Here is a 17,643-nt window from a genome sequence, read left to right on the forward strand (position 1 = left end):
GACCGGAGGGACTGCCGGGCTACCGCACGATGGAGCGCAGGAGCCGGAGAGCCACCGAGAGGGACGAGATGTCGTCCTTCTCCAGCATGTTCACTTCGGCGAACATGTTGCTTGCACGCTGCAACTGGTCGGCGTTCTGCTCCTGCCACGCGAGCAGTCGCTCGCCGGCGTCGCGGTCCTGCATGGTGCTGGTGGCCCGCATGACCGCCACGCAGATGTCGGCGACCGTGGAGTAGAGGTCGTCGCGCAGGGCCGCCCGGGCGAGGGCCTGCCAGCGGTCGGTCCTCGGCAGCTTCGTGATCCGCTCGAGCAGGTCGTCGACCTCGAAACGGTCGTAGACCGAGTAGTACACCTTGGCGATGTTCTCCACCGGTTCGTCGACCCGTCGTGTGCTGTACGCGATGTCCAGCAGCGGGAAGGACTCGAACTGTTCTGCCCAGTGGCGGCCGAGTTCCTGCGGCAGGTTCCACGCCCTCGCCGTCGCCATGCCGTCGCGTGCCCGCTCGAGGTCGCAGCCGCGCAGGTACTCCGAGAGCCGCGCCCTGAAGGGAGCCACGAGCGGCTTGAAGGCGTTGATGTCCTCGGTCACCGACGAGCCCGGCTCCGCGTGGTTCACGAACCAGCGCACCGCCCGGTCCAGCAGACGGCGCAGGTCCAGGTGGACCGTGGTCCAGTGATCGGTCGGGAAGTCCGCGGGAAGGACCGCGAGCGCATCGACGGTCTCGTCCAGCGAGTAGATCTCCCGCAGGGCCACGAAAGCCCGTGCCACCACCGGCTCGGGTACGGAGGTCTCCTCGATCACGCGGAAGGCGAAGGTGATCCCGCCGAGGTTGATGACGTCGTTGGCGATGACGGTCGAGATGATCTCGCGGCGCAGGGGGTGCGTGTCGAGCAGGTCATCGAACCGCTCCACCAGCTGCCGCGGGAAGTACCGGCGGAGAGTGCCCTTGAAGTAGGGATCGTCGGCGAGGGTGCTGGCCGAGAGGACCCTCGTCAGCTCGATCTTCGCGTAGGCGGCGAGCACCGAGAGTTCCGGCGAGGTGAGACCGCGCCCGGCATCGGCTCGCCTGCGGAGTTCGGCCGTCGTCGGCAGCGCTTCGAGGTTCCGGTCGAGGTCCGCCTTCTTCTCGAGCCAGTCCATCATCCGTTCATAGCTCGGGCTCCATTCGACGACCCTCTGGCGGTCGTTCAGCAGGAGGACGTTCTGGTCGATGTTGTCCTGCAGCACGAGGTGCGCCACCTCGTCGGTCATCGAGTGCAGGAACTCCGCCCGCTCCTCCGGCTGCAGGCGCCCGGCGCGCACCATCCGGTCGACGAAGATCTTGATGTTGACCTCGTGGTCCGAGCAGTCGACGCCGGCGCTGTTGTCGATGGCGTCGGTGTTGAGGAGGACCCCGGACAGCGCTGCCTCGATGCGGCCCCGCTGGGTCATGCCCAGGTTGCCGCCCTCACCGACGACGCGGGCGCGCAGCTCGCTGCCGTTGACGCGGATGGCATCGTTCGCCCGGTCACCGACGTCGCCGTGCGTCTCGTCCGTGGCCTTCACGTAGGTGCCGATGCCGCCGTTGTAGAGCAGGTCCGCGGGCGCCCGGAGGATCGCCCGGAGCAGTTCCGGCGGGCTGAGCTTGGTCACTCCGGCGTCGAGTCCGAGGGCCTCGCCCACCTCCGGGGAGATGGGGATGGATTTGGCCTGCCGCGGGTACACGCCGCCGCCGGAGCTGATCAGCGTGCTGTCGTAGTCCTCCCAGCTCGACCGGGGAAGGTCGAACAGGCGACGGCGCTCGGCGAAGGACGTCGCGGCATCGGGGTTCGGGTCGAGGAAGATATGGCGGTGGTCGAAGGCGGCGAGCAGCCGGATGTGTTCGGACAGGAGCATGCCGTTGCCGAAGACGTCCCCGCTCATGTCGCCGACGCCCACCACGGTGAAGTCGTCGGTCTGCGTGTCGACGTCGAACTCGCTGAAGTGCCGCTTCACGGACTCCCAGGCGCCCCTCGCCGTGATGCCCATCGCCTTATGGTCGTAGCCGACGGATCCTCCGGACGCGAACGCGTCACCGAGCCAGAAGTCGTACTCGGCCGACAGCTCGTTGGCGATGTCGGAGAACGACGCGGTTCCCTTGTCGGCCGCGACGACGAGGTAGGTGTCGTCGTCGTCGTGCCGTACGACGCGCGCCGGCGGCAGGACCGACTCGGTCGTGCCGTTCGTGATGACGTTGTCGGTGATGTCGAGCAGGCCGCGGATGAACGTGCGGTAGCTCGCCTGGCCCTCCGCGAGCCAGGCCTGGCGGTCGACCGTCGGGTCGGGGAGCTGCTTCGCGAAGAAACCGCCCTTCGCGCCGGTCGGCACGATGACCGCATTCTTCACGGTCTGGGCCTTCACGAGGCCGAGCACCTCGGTCCGGAAGTCCTCGCGCCGGTCGGACCAGCGCAGGCCGCCACGGGCGACCTTGCCGAAGCGGAGGTGCACGCCCTCGACCTGCGGCGAGTACACCCAGATCTCGAACTTGGGCCTCGGGAACGGCGCGCCGTCGATCCGGGCGGTGTCGAACTTGAAACTGACGTGGCGCTTGTCCTGGAAGTAGTTCGTGCGGAGGGTCGCGTCGATGAGGTTCGCGAACGTGCGCAGGACGCGATCGGCGTCGAGCGTCGGGACGGCCTCGAGTCCCGCGTCCAGTGCTGCCCGTGCGGCATCGGTGGCCGCCGCCCGGTCGCCCTCGAGGTCGGGATCGAAGCGGGCCGTGAACAGGGCCACGAGGGCGCGGCTGACGACCGCGTTCCGCCGCAGGGTATCGGCGACGAAGCCGTAGGAGTTCGTGTTGCCCATCTGACGCATGTACTTGGCGTAGGCGCGGAGGATCAGCACCTGGCGCCAGCCGAGCTGCTCGCTGAGGACGAGCCGGTCGAATGCGTCGGACTCGCTGTCTCCGGTGACCGCGGCGCCGAACGCCTCCTGCAGCAGGCTCGCCGTCCCGAGGGGCGAGATCTCGGCGGGGTACTTCAGGCCGAGGTCGTAGAGGAAGAACGATCGCCCGTCCGACCGCGTGATGCCGAACGGCCGCTCGTCGAGCACCTCGAGGCCCAGGTTGTGGAAGTAGGGAAGGATCTGCGTCAGGCTCTTCGCCTCGGTGAGGTAGAGCTTGAGCCGCGCGTCCTCGGCGCTGCCGGGCTCCCGGCGCTCGGGCACGTACACGTGGAGCCGGGGCACTCCCGCTCCCGCGTCGGCGAGCTGCTCGAACCGGGCGATGTCCTCCAGCGCGTCCTCGACCTCGTAGTCCACGCGGTAGCTGGGCGGGAAGGATTCCGCCCAGAGGGAGGCGAGGCGACGCGCCGTGTCCTGCTCGAAGCGCTCCTGGGCGACCTCGACGACGCCCTCGGGCCACGAGCGGGCGGCCCGTACGAGGCGCCGCTCGAGTTGCGCGGCGTCGATGTCGGGGACCTCCGCCCCCTTCTGCAGCCGGATGCGGAAGAACAGCCGCGCGAGGGCGGATTCGCTCATCCGTGCCTCGTAGTCGATCGTGTCGGCGTCGAGCGCCGTCCGCAGTTCCTCCTCGATGCGCAACCGCACGCTCGTGGTGTAGCGGTCGCGGGGCAGGTAGACGAGGGCGGACATGAAGCGCCCGTACACGTCCGGGCGCAGGAACAGCCGGGTGCGCCTGCGCTCCTGCAGCCGGAGGATCCCGAGAGCGGTGGAGACCAGGTCGGGGACCTCGATCTGGAACAGCTCGTCGCGGGGGTACGTCTCGAGGATGGACAGCAGGTCCTTCCCCGAGTGGGAGTCGGACGGGAATCCGCAGCGCCGCAGGACTTCGGTGACCTTGTCGCGGACGAGCGGCACGTTCCGCACCGAGCCCGTGTAGGCGCTGGTCGCGAACAGGCCGATGAAGCGGCGCTCGCCGTTCACGTTCCCCTGGGCATCGAAGCTCTTGATACCGATGTAGTCCAGGTACGCGGCCCGGTGCACCGTCGACCGTGAGTTGGCCTTCGTGATGACGAGGACGCGGCGCTCCCGCGCCTTGGCCCTGCCTGCTCCCGTGAGTCGCTGGAGGTGCCCGCCCCCGATCCCGTGCCGGAGCAGACCGAGGCCGCTGCCTTCCCGGACGCGGAGGGCGTCATCGCCTGCCTCGTCGATCACGAGGTCGTATTCCTTGTAGCCGAGGAAGGTGAAGTTGCCGCTGTCGAGCCACTGCAGGAGTTCCTGCGCCTGCCGCAGGTCGGGGATGTCCTCCGCGCCCGCGATCGAGCCGAGGGACGCTTCGACGGAACGGACCTGGTCGCGCATGGCAGGCCAGTCCTCCACCGCCGACCGGACATCCCCCAGCACGCGGTGGAGTCCGTCGATGACCGACTCCTTGGCAGCGGAGTCGGGAAGACGCGCGACCTCCACAGAGATCCAGGACTCGATGTGCGCGGAGTGACCCGCCAGCCCGGCCAGCTCGCCCATGTCGGGGAGCGCGGCCGTGTCGCCGCTCGAGGCTCCCGCCGTCGAGGGGACGCGCTCGAGCGCCGCAAGCTTCGACGCTCCGTCCTCCCGCACCGCGAGGAACGTGGGGTGGACGACGAGCTGGATCGCCGCATTCTGGCGGACCAGCTCGGCGGTGACGGAGTCGACCAGGAACGGCATGTCATCCGTGACGATCATGACCACGCTCGCGTTGCCCTGGTCCATCACGCCGATGGCGGCGGTTCCCGGTGTCCGGGATTCGGCGAGGTCGCGGTGCGCGAAGGCACGCTGGCGGAGGTCCGTCAGGAGGTATCCGGCGGCATCCTCGCGCGCGAGATGCTCGAAGTAGTGCTCTACGAAACCCTCCCGCGCAGTGTCCGAGCTTGACTGATCCGTTGTCCTGGATCCAGACGACATGGGAAGGGCCTCCGTAACGAAATTAAAGGCCGCGCCATTGCGACCTCTTACCGTGGAAGCCTATCCGTGTTGCCCGAAAACTTCACGTTGGGCAGGAGCCGCCCGGGCCGGCGCCGGGACCTCTCCGCGGTCGGCACCCCGGCGAGTGCCGCGATCGCGTGGCGCAGCGCCGAGCCGGGCGCCGTTTCGAGCAGCGCGGTGCCCGCGAGGAGGGCCTGGTCGGCGGCCGCGCCGTCGGCGGGCAGGAAAGCGGAGATCCCGGCGGACGGCCCGAAGCGCTCCCACGCCTCCCGCAACTGGGTCTCCGGGACGCGTCCGACGGCGGCGGCCCGCACCTTGTTGAACACCACCCGGGGGGCGGCCGTCGGGACGATGTCGGCGAGTTCGGCGAGCGCCTTCACCAGGCGTGGAACACCGATCGCGTCCGCTCCGCCCACGGCGACGACGGAATCGGCCATCTCCAGGCACCGGAGGGCTGCACCGTTGCGGCGCGGCGTGAGGGTGTCGAAACTCAGTTCCTCGTCGGCCTCGATGCAGAAGCCGCAGTCGACGATGGTGACCTCCGCGAGGGACCGGGCGGCCTCCAGGACCCGGCCGAGGGCGGCGGGACGCAGTTCGGGCCAGCGGTCCGGGCGGGTGATGCCCGTCAGCACCCGGAGGCGTCCGCCCTTGATGGCCACACTCACGGCGGTCCGGCCGAGTGCCGCGCCGCCGAACCCGCCCTGGTCCGCGATCCGGCAGGCCTGGGCGAGACCCGCCGATTCGTCGAGCAACCCGAGCGACGCGCCGATGCTCGCCCCGTAGGTGTCGGCGTCGACCAGCAGGACCGACGTTCCCGCCGCGGCGAGTTCCGCTGCCATGTTGATGGCCACGGTCGTGCGTCCCGGACCGCCGGCCGGCCCCCAGACGGCCACGATGCGGCCGTCCGCGGAGCCGTTCGCCGACTCGTCCCCGGTATCGACGGGCGAGGGCGTCGCCTCCGGGACGTCGAGCGGATCCGCATAGGTGAGGGAGCCCCGGGGACGAACCGACGCGTCGAACCTCTCGACCGCCCGCGAGACCGCGTCGGCGAGCGTGGCGGGACCGGCGGTGGACGCGACGTACTCGACCCCCTCGATGGCGGGGGCGCTCGGGCCGTCGGTCAGGGCGACGATCACGACCCCCGCGAAGCGCAGCCTGTCGGCCAGGGACGCGGTGAGTTCGACGGCGCCGGGTGCGATGATCGCCGCTCGCGCGAGACCTGTCTGGCACGCGGCCATGAGCTCGGCGAGCTCCTCGCACCGGCGCACGACGGTGACCGGTCCGCGAAGCTGCTCGAGGCCCGGGACGTAGGCGTTCGCCAGCGACCCGAGCGTGATGACGGGGATGTTCACGAACCGGCGCCCGGATTCAGGACGACGGCGATGCGGGCGTCGTTGGACAGGGCGTCGAGCAGTTCGGGCATGGCCTCGTCATCGACGAGCACCTGCACGAGGGTGGAGGCGCTCGCCCCGAGGGCCGACTCCCCCACCGTCAGTTCGGAGACTTCGGCGGCCTCGAGGAGCAACCGGGGCTCGTCGTAGGAGTTCGTGTCGGTCCGGAGGGAGACCCAGACATCGACGCGGTCGCCGGCAGCGGTCCCGGTGGGCAACGGATCCTCGACGCTCAGCCCGACAGGTTTCCGGTCCAGGTCATCGGCTGTACCGACGGCGGCCGCGGGAACGAGTTCCCCTTCGGTGACGAGCCTCGTGAGAACCGCGTTCTCGGGTATCCCCTCCGACACCCGCAGGTAGGCACCTGTCGAAGCGCCGAGGCGGACGGGCACGGCGACGAGGTCTTCGGGCGACAGTGCGGTCCCGACAGCGATGTCCTGCCGAGCCGAGTACACGTCCGTGGTCCTGTCCTGGCTGGCGAGGAGGGCGATGACGCCGACGGTGGAGGCGAGTACCAGGAGCACTCCGATGAGGAGACGGGGGTCCTTCCAGGACGGTTTCCTCAGGCGGGCCGCGCCCTGCGTGTCCGTGATCCGCGTATCGGTCGTCACTGTCGCCCCCAAAGGACCTGTGCCGCCCCTGATGAGCGGTCCCGACCGCAATTCTTGTGGACGACGGGCCCAAAAGGAACCGACCGGCAGCAAATCGGACCGAAGTGTGGATATCCCCGTCAAACGACACTGCCGGTGGCAGACTGGAGCCGTACCGGAAGAACCAGGAAAGGCGGACCCGTGGCCGAGCGGCGTTTTCTCACCCTCGCCGATGTCGGTGAAGTGCTCAACATCAGCTCGTCGCAGACGTACGCCCTCGTCCGGTCCGGCGAGTTGCCTGCCATCCAGGTGGGCGGGCGCGGCCAGTGGCGCGTCGAGACACGGGTCCTCGAGGAGTACATTGCCAAGGCGTACGAGAAGACCGCCTCCGCGCTGAGGACCGAAGCCGACAATCCACTCGTCTGACCGTCCCTGCTGCCCCGCCGCATTCTGCTGCTGTTCGTGGCGCCCGGGATCGCGCCTACTGCGTCCGTGCCACTGAGTCGAGCGTGTCGATGGATGCGAAGGGCACCGTGAGGACCTCCCGGATATTCGGCGCACGCCTCTCGTCCCCGGGCGCGACGAGTCCCAGCTCCAGGAAGTCGGCGCCGACCCGGTCGATGACACCGGCGTAGCGCGATGACGGCGACGCCACCCAGAGCGCTACCTGTGCTCTGTCCCGGGACAGCGCCCGCAGTGCCGATCCCAGTCCGAGCTTCGCCTGGATCCCCGAGAGCGGCTGGCCTACGCTGCGCCCCAGGCTCCGAAGAACCTGCACCGACGACAGCGGCACGATGACCGACCGTTCCTCCACCGCCAGGGCGATCCATTGCGAGCCGACATTCGTCAGGACACCCGTGAGCGAGCGGCCTCCCGTGGTCGACACGCCGACCGGTCGTCCCGTCTGGCCGGCCAACCGCTGCAGCAGCGTCACGCGCGCTTGCTCGGAGCGCGTGCGCTCCCTGATCTCACTCTCCTGCCGGGCGTCCGTCGCGGCCTGCAACTGTGACTCCAGATCATGGAAAAGAGCATCCCACCGCATGCCCACAACGTAGGGCCCGTTCAGGCTGCGGTCAACAGCCTCACAATGCACCAAGGATGAGTGGGCGTAGACAAACTGCACCAAACTACATCAAACTGAAGCAAGAGGAGGTGTCCTATGAGGAGCTCGGACGCAGTACAAGCCGTCATCATCCTGGCATGCGGCGTCGTATCGGCTGCCGCCGGAGGAGTCTTGTCCCGTTCCGGGCAGGCGCCGGGGCAAGGGCTGGAAGACGTCCTCGGCGTGTGTCTGTCGCTGCTGGGTGTGGTGATCGTCGGCTGGTGGGTCCTCACGCTGGCGGTCGCGGTCATCGCCGAAATCCTCGAGCGACAGGGTCTGGTGGCGGCGGGGGCGTTCGCCGGGCGATGCGCTCCCGCATTCATGCGGCGGCTCGCCGCTGCCCTCCTGGGAGTCCAGCTCCTGGCGATGCCCGCGGTGGCGCAGGCAGCACCCGGCGGCCCCGATGCCGGTCCGGGATCCGCCGTCACCGGGTGCTCGATTCTCCCTGCACGGTCAACGGCCGACGCCGGAACTGGTGCCGATCCGTCCGGGAGCGCGGGATCGCCCTATTGGTCGCCTTCTGCTGCCTCGACGCATGCGGACGGACTGGACGCGGAGCAACGACCGCCCGCACCGCCGATTCCCGCGGCGTCCTCCGCACCCGCGCCGGGACCAGCGCCCACGGCGGAACCAGCACCTGTGTCGCCCGCGCCGGAACCAGCGCCCGCGGCGCCCGCGCCGGAACCGGCACCCGCGGCGCCCGCGCCGGAACCGGCACCCGTGTCGCCCGTGTCGCCCGTGTCGCCCGCATGGGAACCGGCGCCCGTGTCGCCCGTGTCGCCCGTGTCGCCCGCATGGGAACCGGCGCCGATGCCTCTCGAGGGAGGGCTTCTGGTCCGCCCGGACACCAGGAGGACCGCCACGGCGGAGGTCGTCGTGGTACCCGGTGACTCACTCTGGTCCATCGCCGCGCGTCGACTCGGGCCACTTGCTACTGCAGCCGACATAGCGGAAACCTGGCCCGCCTGGTTCGACGCGAACCGGTCCGTCATCGGCGACGATCCCTCACTCCTCCTGCCGGGTCAGGTCCTGCAGGCGCCCTCGCCCTGAACCGGCGCCGTCGGGCGCAGCCGCGAGGAACTCTGTTGAGCACCACGTCGCGCAGCAGGTCGCGCATCGCCGCATCGAGCACGGCAAGCACACCGATGCTTCCCGTGCACCCTGCCCCTAGGAGGACCCAGGCAGGACGTCGCCTGCCGCACCAGCAAGGAGAGGACATCCCGTGACTGCCGCAACCCGTTCCCGCCCAGCCGCCCTGCTCGCCGAGGCCGGCGGGGCATCCCGCCCGGCCCCGCCGTCCCCCGACCGGCCTGCTGCGGCCGGCCCAGCCACGATCATCCAGCTGAGGCCCCCGGCCGGACCGTCAGCAGCACACGGTTTTCCAGCACCGGCGGAGCCGTCGGCCTCTCCCGCGCCGACCGGGACCCTGCCGGACAGGACCGGGGCAGGGACTTCTCCGTGGGAAGCCGACCCGGACCTGTCACAGCGCATCTCGGGGATCGCCCGGTCGGTTGCGCAGGGTGCCCTGGAGGTGCTCGGAGGATCACGCCCCCTGCAACAGATGGCGCGCTGGCTCGATCCCGAGAACTACGAACGGCTCCAGCTCCGCGCGAACCTCGTGCGGTGCATCGACGCGGCCCGGAGCACGGGTCACGGAGAGCCACGCCCGAGCGCCGACCGGCACGTCGTGGTGCGCTCGGCCCGGGTGTGCCCGATCAGCCCCGGCGTCTACGAGGCGTCCGTCGTCACCTTCGACCAGAAACGGGTCCGCGCCGTCGCTCTTCGGATAGAGCAACGGCGCGGAGCGTGGCGGGTCACCGCCCTCGAGATCGGCTGACTACTTCTTGCGGGACTTCTTGCCCCCCGCGGCCTCGGCCTGCACCTTGTTCCGCTCCACGTGCATCTCGGCGTCGCCCTGCGCGTTCGGCGCCGTGAAGTTGAGGGTGGCCGGCTTCGCCGGGGCGTCGAGTCCTGCGGCCTTGATGGTGGGTGCCTGCACCACGCCCCGCCCGTCCGTCACTCCCGGGAGCCCGGTCTGCGCCGGGGCGGAGACCTCGACATCGAGGTTGAAGAGGTACCCGATGCTCTCCTCGCGGATCGACTCCATCATCGCCTGGAAGAGGATGAAGCCCTCGCGCTGGTACTCGACCAGCGGATCCCTCTGGGCCATGGCGCGCAGGCCGATGCCTTCCTTGAGGTAATCCATCTCGTAGAGGTGCTCCTGCCACTTCCTGCCGATGACGGACAGGACCACGCGTCGTTCCAGCTCACGCATCGTCTGCTCGCCGAGTGCCTCTTCACGCGCCTGGTATGCGAGCTTGGCGTCGGAGAGGATCTCGTCGTGCAGGAAATCGCGGGTCAGCTTGGACTTGCCGCCCGCCTCCTCGATGACCTCGTCGGCGGTCAGCGTGATCGGGTAGAGCGTCCTGAGGTTCGTCCACAGGAGGTCGTAGTCCCAGTCGTCGCCGTGGCCCTGTTCCGTCGCCTCGTCGACCATCGCGGTGATGACGTCCTCGAGGAAGAACTGCACCTTCTCCTTGAGGTCGCCGCCTTCGAGGATCCTGCGGCGGTCGCCGTAGATGGCTTCGCGCTGGCGGTTCAGGACGTCGTCGTACTTCAGGACGTTCTTGCGCTGCTCGGCGTTGCGCCCCTCGACCTGGCCCTGGGCGTTCTCGATCGCCTTGGAGACCAGCTTCGACTCGAGGGCGACGTCGTCCGGCATCGTGGCGCTGTTCATGATGCGCTCGGCTCCGCCGGAGTTGAACAGCCGCATGAGGTCGTCCGTGAGCGACAGGTAGAAGCGGGACCGGCCGGGGTCGCCCTGGCGGCCCGAGCGTCCTCGCAACTGGTTGTCGATGCGGCGTGACTCGTGCCGCTCCGTACCCAGCACGTACAGACCGCCGAGTTCGCGGACCTCCTCCTGCTCGGCCTTGACCGCTTCCTTCGCCGCTTCGAGGGCCTCGGGCCACCGGGCCTCGTACTCCTCGGGATCGTCCGCCGGATCGAGCCCCGCCTTCTCCAGCGCTGCGACCGCGTTGAACTCGGCGTTGCCCCCGAGCATGATGTCGGTGCCACGCCCGGCCATGTTGGTGGCGACGGTGACCGCACCCTTGCGACCGGCCTGCGCGATGATCGCCGCTTCGCGTGCGTGGTTCTTCGCGTTCAGCACCTCGTGGCGGACACCCGCCTTCGCGAGCTGCTTCGACAGGTATTCGCTCTTCTCAACGCTCGTGGTTCCGACGAGGACCGGCTGGCCGGTCTCGTGCCGCTCGACGATGTCCTTGACGACGGCGTCGAACTTGGCGACCTCGTTCTTGTAGATGAGGTCCGATAGGTCCTTGCGGGCCATCTCCTTGTTCGTCGGGATGGGCACCACGCCGAGCTTGTAGGTGGACATGAATTCGGCGGCCTCGGTCTCGGCGGTGCCGGTCATGCCCGAGAGCTTGTCGTAGAGGCGGAAGTAGTTCTGCAGGGTCACGGTGGCGAGAGTCTGGTTCTCGGCCTTGATCTCCACGCCCTCCTTCGCCTCGATGGCCTGGTGCATGCCCTCGTTGTAGCGCCGGCCGGCGAGGATCCGGCCGGTGTGCTCATCGACGATCATGACCTCGCCGTTGAGGACGACGTAGTCCTTGTCGCGCTTGAACAGCTCCTTCGCCTTGATGGCGTTGTTCAGGAAGCCGATCAGCGGTGTGTTCGCGGACTCGTACAGGTTGGAGATGCCGAGGTAGTCCTCGACCTTCTCGATGCCGTCCTCGAGCACACCGACCGTGCGCTTCTTCTCGTCCACCTCGTAGTCCACTCCGACGGAGAGCTTCTGGACCACTTTCGCGAACTCGTTGTACCAGCGGTTGACGTCACCGGATGCCTGGCCGCTGATGATGAGCGGCGTACGGGCCTCGTCGATGAGGATCGAATCGACCTCGTCGACGATCGCGAAGTTGTGACCGCGCTGCACGAGTTCGGCGGCGCTCCAGGCCATGTTGTCGCGGAGGTAGTCGAACCCGAACTCGTTGTTCGTGCCGTAGGTGATGTCGGCGGCGTACTGTTCGCGGCGGGTCGCGGGATCCTGCTTGGAGAGGATGCATCCGCTCGTCAGCCCGAGGAAGCGGTAGACGCGGCCCATGAGGTCCGACTGGTACTCGGCGAGGTAGTCGTTGACCGTGACGACGTGGACGCCCTTGCCGGTCAGGGCATTGAGGTAGGCGGGCGCGGTCGCCACGAGGGTCTTGCCCTCACCGGTCTTCATCTCCGCGATGTTGCCCAGGTGGAGGGCGGCGCCGCCCATCAGCTGGACATCGAAGTGGCGGAGTCCGAGCGTCCGGCTCGACGCCTCACGCACGGCGGCGAAGGCTTCCGGCAGCAGGTCGTCGAGGGTCGCGCCGTCGGCGTAGCGCTTCTTCAACCGGTCGGTTTCGCCACGCAGCTCTGCGTCGGACATCTCCCGGAATTCGTCCTCGAGGACATTGATCGCGTCAGCGTAGTTGCGGAGTCGCTTCAGTGTCTTCTTATCGCCGGTGCGGAGTACTCGTTCAAGAAGTGATGGCACTGGTATTTGCTCCCAATCTGATGCTGCCCAAAGATGGCGTGTCTAGTCTACGTGAGCGACGTTCGGTGCCCCGTTTTGGTTCCCCCGCGCCACGATGCGACGACCTGGAACCGCGTGTCCGCTCAGAGTAACCTGCCGACCTGCGTGGAGAGCGAGGACGCGAGGTTCCCGCGGTCCTCGACGACGACGGCGTCGAGCCCCAGCCACCGGGCGAGAAGGCACAGTTCCTCGGCGAGTTCCGCGGACGTGTCGGAGGGAGCGCCCGGCTCGGCGTGGCTGGCACGCACCATCAGGCGGCCCGCCGCCCGGTCGGCCTTGAGGTCCACCCGGGCGGCGATGCGATCGCGGAGGAGGAAGGGCAGGACGTAGTAGCCGTGGATGCGCCGCTCGGCGGGGGTGTAGATCTCGATGCGGTAGTGGAAGCCGAAGAGCCGGTGCAGCCGGTCGCGTTCGAAGACGAGGGAGTCGAAGGGACTCAGAAGGGCCCTCCCCCGTGCCTGGCGCGGCAGGATCGCCGCCGGGTGGAGGTACCACGGCTCGGATCCGCCGTCCACGGAGGCGGCGTGCAGGGAACCCGCAGCCACGAGGCCGTCGAGGACGGCGCGTGTCTCGCGCACCGGGGTGCGGAAGTAGTCCGCCACCGAGCGGGCGGGGGCGACGCCCAGGGCTCCTGCGGCCCGCTCGGCCAGCACGGTCAGTGCCTGCGTCCTGTCGGGCTCCTCGACGGCGAGGCCCGGATCCGGAAGTACGTCGGCGATGGGTGCGTAGAGCCGCTCGAACTGGGCCGTCCGGCCCGCCGACCCCACCGTCCCTTTGGCGAAGAGGTCTTCCAGCACCCGTTTGGCCGCCGTCCACCGCCACCCCCAGCCTTCGGCGGGCCGCCCGGTATCGGCACCGAGCAGTCGCTGGATGCTCGATGCGGTGAGCGGCGCGCCGCGATCGAGGAGATCGAGGATGGACGACTCGAGGTCCTGCCGCAGGGCGGCCGGCACGCTGGCCGCTCCCATCCAGGTCCGGCGCTGCCAGACCCGCAGGTGCGGGAACAACTCGGGCGGGACGAGGCTCGCCTCATGGGCCCAGTACTCCACCAGCCGTCGGGGAGCCCGGGAGTACAGCGCGTCGAGGTGTGCGGGGTCGTAGGACCCGAGGCGGGAGAACAGGGGCAGGTAGTGCGACCGGGCGAGGACGTTCACCGAATCGATCTGGAGGACCTGCAGCCGTCGGACTGCGATGGCGAGGGCCCGGCGCGACGACGGCGCCTCGACGCGCGGGCGGTGCAGCCCCTGGGCGGCAAGGAGGATGCGTCGGGCCTGGGCGGTCGTGAGGTTCGGCATGGGCTCCGGCATGGAACTGCCTCCGCGCGGGGCGTGGAGGCAGTTCCATGTATTCGGTCGGTAGGTTGTCGAAGTGCAGATTCCTGATGCGCGACCGGGGTTGCCGGCGCGCAGGGCATCAGGCGGAAGCGGCTTCCTTGGCGCGGTAGGCCAGGAGTTCCTCATGGGGCTCCTCGGTTCCTTCCGCGCACTTCGCGTCCAGCGTGATCACGCCGTAGGTCCAGGCCTGCCTCCGGTAGACCACCGAGGGGGCGCCGGTGGCGGAATCGATGAAGAGGTAGAAATCGTGCCCGACGAGCTCCATGTTGTCGACGGCATCGTCCAGGGTCATCGGGGTGCCCGAGAAGACCTTGCGGCGGATCAGGACCGGCGAGTCCCCGGCAGGGACGTCATCGGGGGAGGAATAGGCGTCGAGGTCCTCGGGCTGGGTATCCGGCTCGTGCGACGTCGGTTCGATGGCCGGGGTCTCGAGATAGAGGGGCTGCGCCGGGTCTGCCGGCTCCAGACCGGCTGTCGCGGCGCCGACGGCCACCGGGGTGTGCCGGCCGTGGTGGACCTTCCGCCGGTCACGGGCCCGCCGGAGACGCTCGAGGAGTTTGCCGTAGGCGAGGTCGAACGCGGCGAACTTGTCGGCCGCCGTGGCTTCTGCCCGAACCACCGGACCCCTGCAGAGCACCGTCAGTTCGACCGTGAGCGAGGTATCCGCCATGCGTGCGCTGGTTTCCTTGGTGATCTTCGCATCGATGCGCTGTACCTTGTCGCCGAGCTGCTCTATCTTGTCGATCTTCTCCGTCGCGTACTCACGGAAACGGTCCGATACCGCCAGGTTTCGACCATTGATCACAAACTCCATGGTGCCCTCCACATCGCTAGCTGACACGACGGCGGCCGAGGCGTTCAATAGAGCCGCCGCCGACGGGTACGTGTCATCGCTGTGTCGTACCCGTACTTCACGTTAGATCACGACTGTCCTTTATTCATCCTTCGGAGCTCCGAATCTTCCGGTAGCTTGCCGGACGCCGGGTGAGGCACTAGGGGCGGCGCGAGGCGGGTCCGGAGAGCGCAGCCGGGTCAGGACGTCGGGCCGGGAACCGCGCCCGTGGAGCGTCCGGCGGGTGACGACGTCGCGGCGATCACCACGGCTCCGAGCACCTGGGCTCCCTCCTGCACGAGCACGCGATGCACCTCGCCGATGGTGGCTCCCGTGGTGAGGACGTCGTCGACGATGATGCACTCCCGTCCGGCGAGGGGGGTCCGGGTGCGCCTGGCCGGGGCCATCGAACCGAGGACGTTCGCGCGCCGGCGGCGACGCCCGAGTCCTTTCTGCCCGCCGCCCCCTGCGCGGGCCGCGAGCGCCGGCACTCCGCCATGGAGCAGGGCGGCAGGAAGCCGGACCAGCGCCGAACGCTGCCGGACGACCGGCGCGAGGACGGTGCCCGCCGGCAGGTGGCCGCCTCTGTCCAGCCGGGACAGGAGGAGCATCAGCGGGTCGTACCCGCGCCGCTGCCGGGATGACGCCCGGGCCGGAACGGGCACGATCAGGACCGGCCCGGAGGCACGCCGCCCTGCCGGGACTCCCGGGGCTCCCGGGGCTCCCGGGGCTCCCGAGACTCCCTGGTGGAGGGCGCCGGCCATGGCAGCGGCGACGGGAGCGGCCAGGTCCACGTGGCCGTGGTTCTTGTAGGCCAGCAGCACCGCCGACACGGCCCGGCCGTACCGCCCCGCTGCGAGGACGGGCAGCGGGCCGTAGGACGGCCCGTGCCGGTCCGGTCTGCCGCCCGTGGTCTCCGCGCCGGCCCGTGCCGGAACCCGCTCAACGTCGGGAAGGGACTCGGCCCCGGTCTCGGCGGAGAAGGGCCGCGCCGTGGCGCTGCGGAAAAGCCCGAGGCATGCCGGGCAGAGCGAGGTGTCCCACTGGCCGCAGAGCACGCACGACGACGGCAGGACGAGGGCGCCGAAGTCGGCAAGGGCACCCGCTGTCCGCTGGTAGGCCCGTCCGAAGACGACGCGGTCGAGGAGCGACGCGAAACCGGTGGACCGCATGGGCCAAGGCCATCACGCCTGAGGGGCGGGCCGTGGTCCGACAGCCGCTATGTGGACGGCACTACCCCGGGAAGGCCGGATCGACGACGGCAAGCTGCTCGTCCACCCAGCTGTTGCCGATGCGCCGGTACAGCGTGCCGCCCGCCTGCGCGTAGAACGTGTCCTCGGCGTCGGACCCTGCGCTGATGCCGAGAACGCCGTCGAGCGCCGCCATCGTCTCCTTCTCGCCGTTCAGCTGCAGGATGACCGGAGTGGCCTCCTCGTTCGCACCCGTGGAGGACGCCACGATCGCGCTCTGGCCCGCCCACTTGGCCGTGTCGATGGTCCCGTCGGTCGGCAACGACAGGGGGGTGGTGAGCGACTGTGGCACTCCTTCGGTGGAGCGGGTGATGCCCGCCACCAGCACCTCACCGGCGCCGTCGCGGTCCGTCACCATCAGAGCGCGCGAGCCGTCACGCGAGATCCGCAGCTCCTTGACCTTCCTGTCCCCGAGCCATCCCGCCGCTAGGATCGAGGCATTCGCTTCGGTTCCGCCCGGTGGGATCGCAAGGACCTCGCTGCGTTCTCCGACCGCCCGGGTGGTCCACACCCAGTTGTCCGGATCGAAGGAGGGCTGGGTGAGGGCGCTGCCCTTGGCGACCGCCCGGGCGGAACTGCCCGGGGCCGTGACGAAGAGGGATGTCCTGGCGGCGTTCACGAACGCGTAGGCGCTGCCGGAGACCGAGGTGGCCGGGTCACGCGGCTGGGACCCGGCCACCGAGGGCAGCCCCTCGATCGGCACGACGGCGCCGTTGCGCACCCGCACGAGCTCGTTCCCGGCGATCGCGACCTGCTCGCCCCCGACGTCGGGAGCCAGCTCGGGAACGACGAGGTCGGGGGAAGGGGCGCCGAGCTCGATCGGCTGGCCGCTGGTCATCTCCACGGACGTGACGTCGTTGAGGCCGAGCAGGTTGACCTGGAGTTGCTGGTCCATCTGCTGCAGGCCGAGGCTGGTGGCGTTCTCCAGGACCTCCGAGGAGAGCTCGACCGACGCCGTGCCCGAGGTGATCGGCACGGAATCCCGGGCGAGGGTCACCCCTTCGGGGAAGGCGCTGGTCACCGAGCCCTGCAGGTACGGTGCCGGACCGGCCAGCATCGCACCGACGATCCTCGCCGTCACCCCTGTCCTCCGGACGAACCAGCGGGCATCGGGGACCCAGTACCGGTAGTTGCTGCTGTAGAAATAGAGGCTGTGGGAGAGCAGGAGGTCCCGGGCACTGCTTTGGGCGAGCATGATGCCGTCCGGAATCTCTCCGATCCGCCACTCGCCGTTGACCTGGGTCATCCGTACGCCGAGGGTCTCCGTCGCCGGGACGGGGCTGTTGGTCCGCACTCCCCTGGCGTCGATCGTCCCCGTCGTCTCCAGCTGGATCTGGTACACACCCTCGGCCTCGCGCTTCTCCACGCGTGGATCGGACCGGAACAGGACGATCCGTTCCTCGGGCTCCCAGGACTGCGCCAGTTCCGGCGTGAGGAACTGGCGTGCCACGCTGTAGCCGTCGCCTGCACCGGTGCCGGCCGTGATGAAGTCGCGGAGGATCCGCTCGGGCGTGGCGCCGGGCGCCGGGCCGCCGGGATCGAAGGCGGGGGCGACGGCGTCGGCTTCTGCCTCGGTGGCCGCGATCACGCCCACCGGTCCCTTCGTGGGAATAGCCGAACAGCCTCCGAGCACCAGCAGACAGACAGTGACCAGGGCGGCAAGGACAGACGCCGCCACCC

Annotated in this window: 12 protein-coding genes; 3 read left to right on the forward strand and 9 right to left on the reverse strand. The window is 69.4% G+C overall.

Annotation, left to right across the window (positions count from 1 at the left end):
• Nucleotides 1–19: 19 nt before the first annotated feature.
• Genes ACX80J_RS00090 through ACX80J_RS00100 form a run of 3 tightly spaced genes read right to left on the reverse strand, consistent with a single transcriptional unit; the run spans nt 20 to nt 6,881 of the window.
• Nucleotides 20–4,858: an NAD-glutamate dehydrogenase gene (locus ACX80J_RS00090; protein ID WP_459346402.1), complete on the reverse strand. Its 4,839-nt coding sequence runs from the start codon at nt 4,856–4,858 to the stop codon at nt 20–22.
• Between the two features lie 47 nt (nt 4,859–4,905).
• Nucleotides 4,906–6,231: an AAA family ATPase gene (locus ACX80J_RS00095; protein WP_459346403.1), complete on the reverse strand. Its 1,326-nt coding sequence runs from the start codon at nt 6,229–6,231 to the stop codon at nt 4,906–4,908.
• Nucleotides 6,228–6,881 carry a CpaB family protein gene (locus tag ACX80J_RS00100; RefSeq protein WP_459343600.1) on the reverse strand — a complete coding sequence of 218 codons (654 nt, stop codon included), beginning with the start codon at nt 6,879–6,881 and terminating at the stop codon, nt 6,228–6,230. The genes ACX80J_RS00095 and ACX80J_RS00100 overlap by 4 nt, the downstream gene beginning before the upstream one ends.
• A gap of 180 nt (nt 6,882–7,061) precedes the next feature.
• Here ACX80J_RS00100 and ACX80J_RS00105 point away from each other — a divergent pair, with 180 nt between their 5' ends.
• Nucleotides 7,062–7,286: a helix-turn-helix domain-containing protein gene (locus ACX80J_RS00105; RefSeq protein ID WP_459343601.1), complete on the forward strand. Its 225-nt coding sequence runs from the start codon at nt 7,062–7,064 to the stop codon at nt 7,284–7,286.
• 55 nt (nt 7,287–7,341) lie between these two features.
• Here ACX80J_RS00105 and ACX80J_RS00110 read toward each other — a convergent pair whose 3' ends face one another.
• Nucleotides 7,342–7,902, reverse strand: a complete 561-nt coding sequence (locus ACX80J_RS00110; RefSeq protein WP_459346404.1) for a hypothetical protein — start codon at nt 7,900–7,902, stop codon at nt 7,342–7,344.
• A 117-nt stretch (nt 7,903–8,019) separates the two neighbouring features.
• Here ACX80J_RS00110 and ACX80J_RS00115 point away from each other — a divergent pair, with 117 nt between their 5' ends.
• Together ACX80J_RS00115 and ACX80J_RS00120 are read left to right on the forward strand one after the other, a co-directional pair.
• Nucleotides 8,020–9,012, forward strand: coding sequence for a LysM peptidoglycan-binding domain-containing protein (locus ACX80J_RS00115; RefSeq protein ID WP_459346405.1), 993 nt, complete (start codon nt 8,020–8,022; stop codon nt 9,010–9,012).
• Between the two features lie 172 nt (nt 9,013–9,184).
• The gene (locus ACX80J_RS00120; RefSeq protein ID WP_459346406.1) at nt 9,185–9,799 is read left to right on the forward strand and encodes an Rv3235 family protein; all 615 of its coding nucleotides are present in this window, start codon (nt 9,185–9,187) and stop codon (nt 9,797–9,799) included.
• On the opposite strand, the gene secA is transcribed toward ACX80J_RS00120, so the two are convergent.
• The 5 genes from secA to ACX80J_RS00145 all read right to left on the reverse strand — a co-directional run bounded on the left by secA (nt 9,800) and on the right by ACX80J_RS00145 (nt 17,551).
• Nucleotides 9,800–12,508 carry a preprotein translocase subunit SecA gene (secA, locus tag ACX80J_RS00125; RefSeq protein WP_459346407.1) on the reverse strand — a complete coding sequence of 903 codons (2,709 nt, stop codon included), beginning with the start codon at nt 12,506–12,508 and terminating at the stop codon, nt 9,800–9,802. It abuts the gene before it with no gap.
• A gap of 122 nt (nt 12,509–12,630) precedes the next feature.
• Nucleotides 12,631–13,842: a winged helix-turn-helix domain-containing protein gene (locus tag ACX80J_RS00130; RefSeq protein ID WP_459346408.1), complete on the reverse strand. Its 1,212-nt coding sequence runs from the start codon at nt 13,840–13,842 to the stop codon at nt 12,631–12,633.
• A gap of 118 nt (nt 13,843–13,960) precedes the next feature.
• A complete protein-coding gene (gene hpf, locus ACX80J_RS00135) occupies nt 13,961–14,695 on the reverse strand; it encodes a ribosome hibernation-promoting factor, HPF/YfiA family (protein ID WP_459343607.1) in 735 nt (244 codons plus the stop codon).
• 218 nt (nt 14,696–14,913) lie between these two features.
• The gene (locus ACX80J_RS00140; RefSeq protein WP_459346409.1) at nt 14,914–15,885 is read right to left on the reverse strand and encodes a ComF family protein; all 972 of its coding nucleotides are present in this window, start codon (nt 15,883–15,885) and stop codon (nt 14,914–14,916) included.
• A 61-nt stretch (nt 15,886–15,946) separates the two neighbouring features.
• A complete protein-coding gene (locus tag ACX80J_RS00145) occupies nt 15,947–17,551 on the reverse strand; it encodes an LpqB family beta-propeller domain-containing protein (protein ID WP_459346410.1) in 1,605 nt (534 codons plus the stop codon).
• Between the last annotated feature and the right edge of the window lie 92 nt (nt 17,552–17,643).

It is taken from the genome of Arthrobacter rhamnosi, assembly GCF_054510975.1.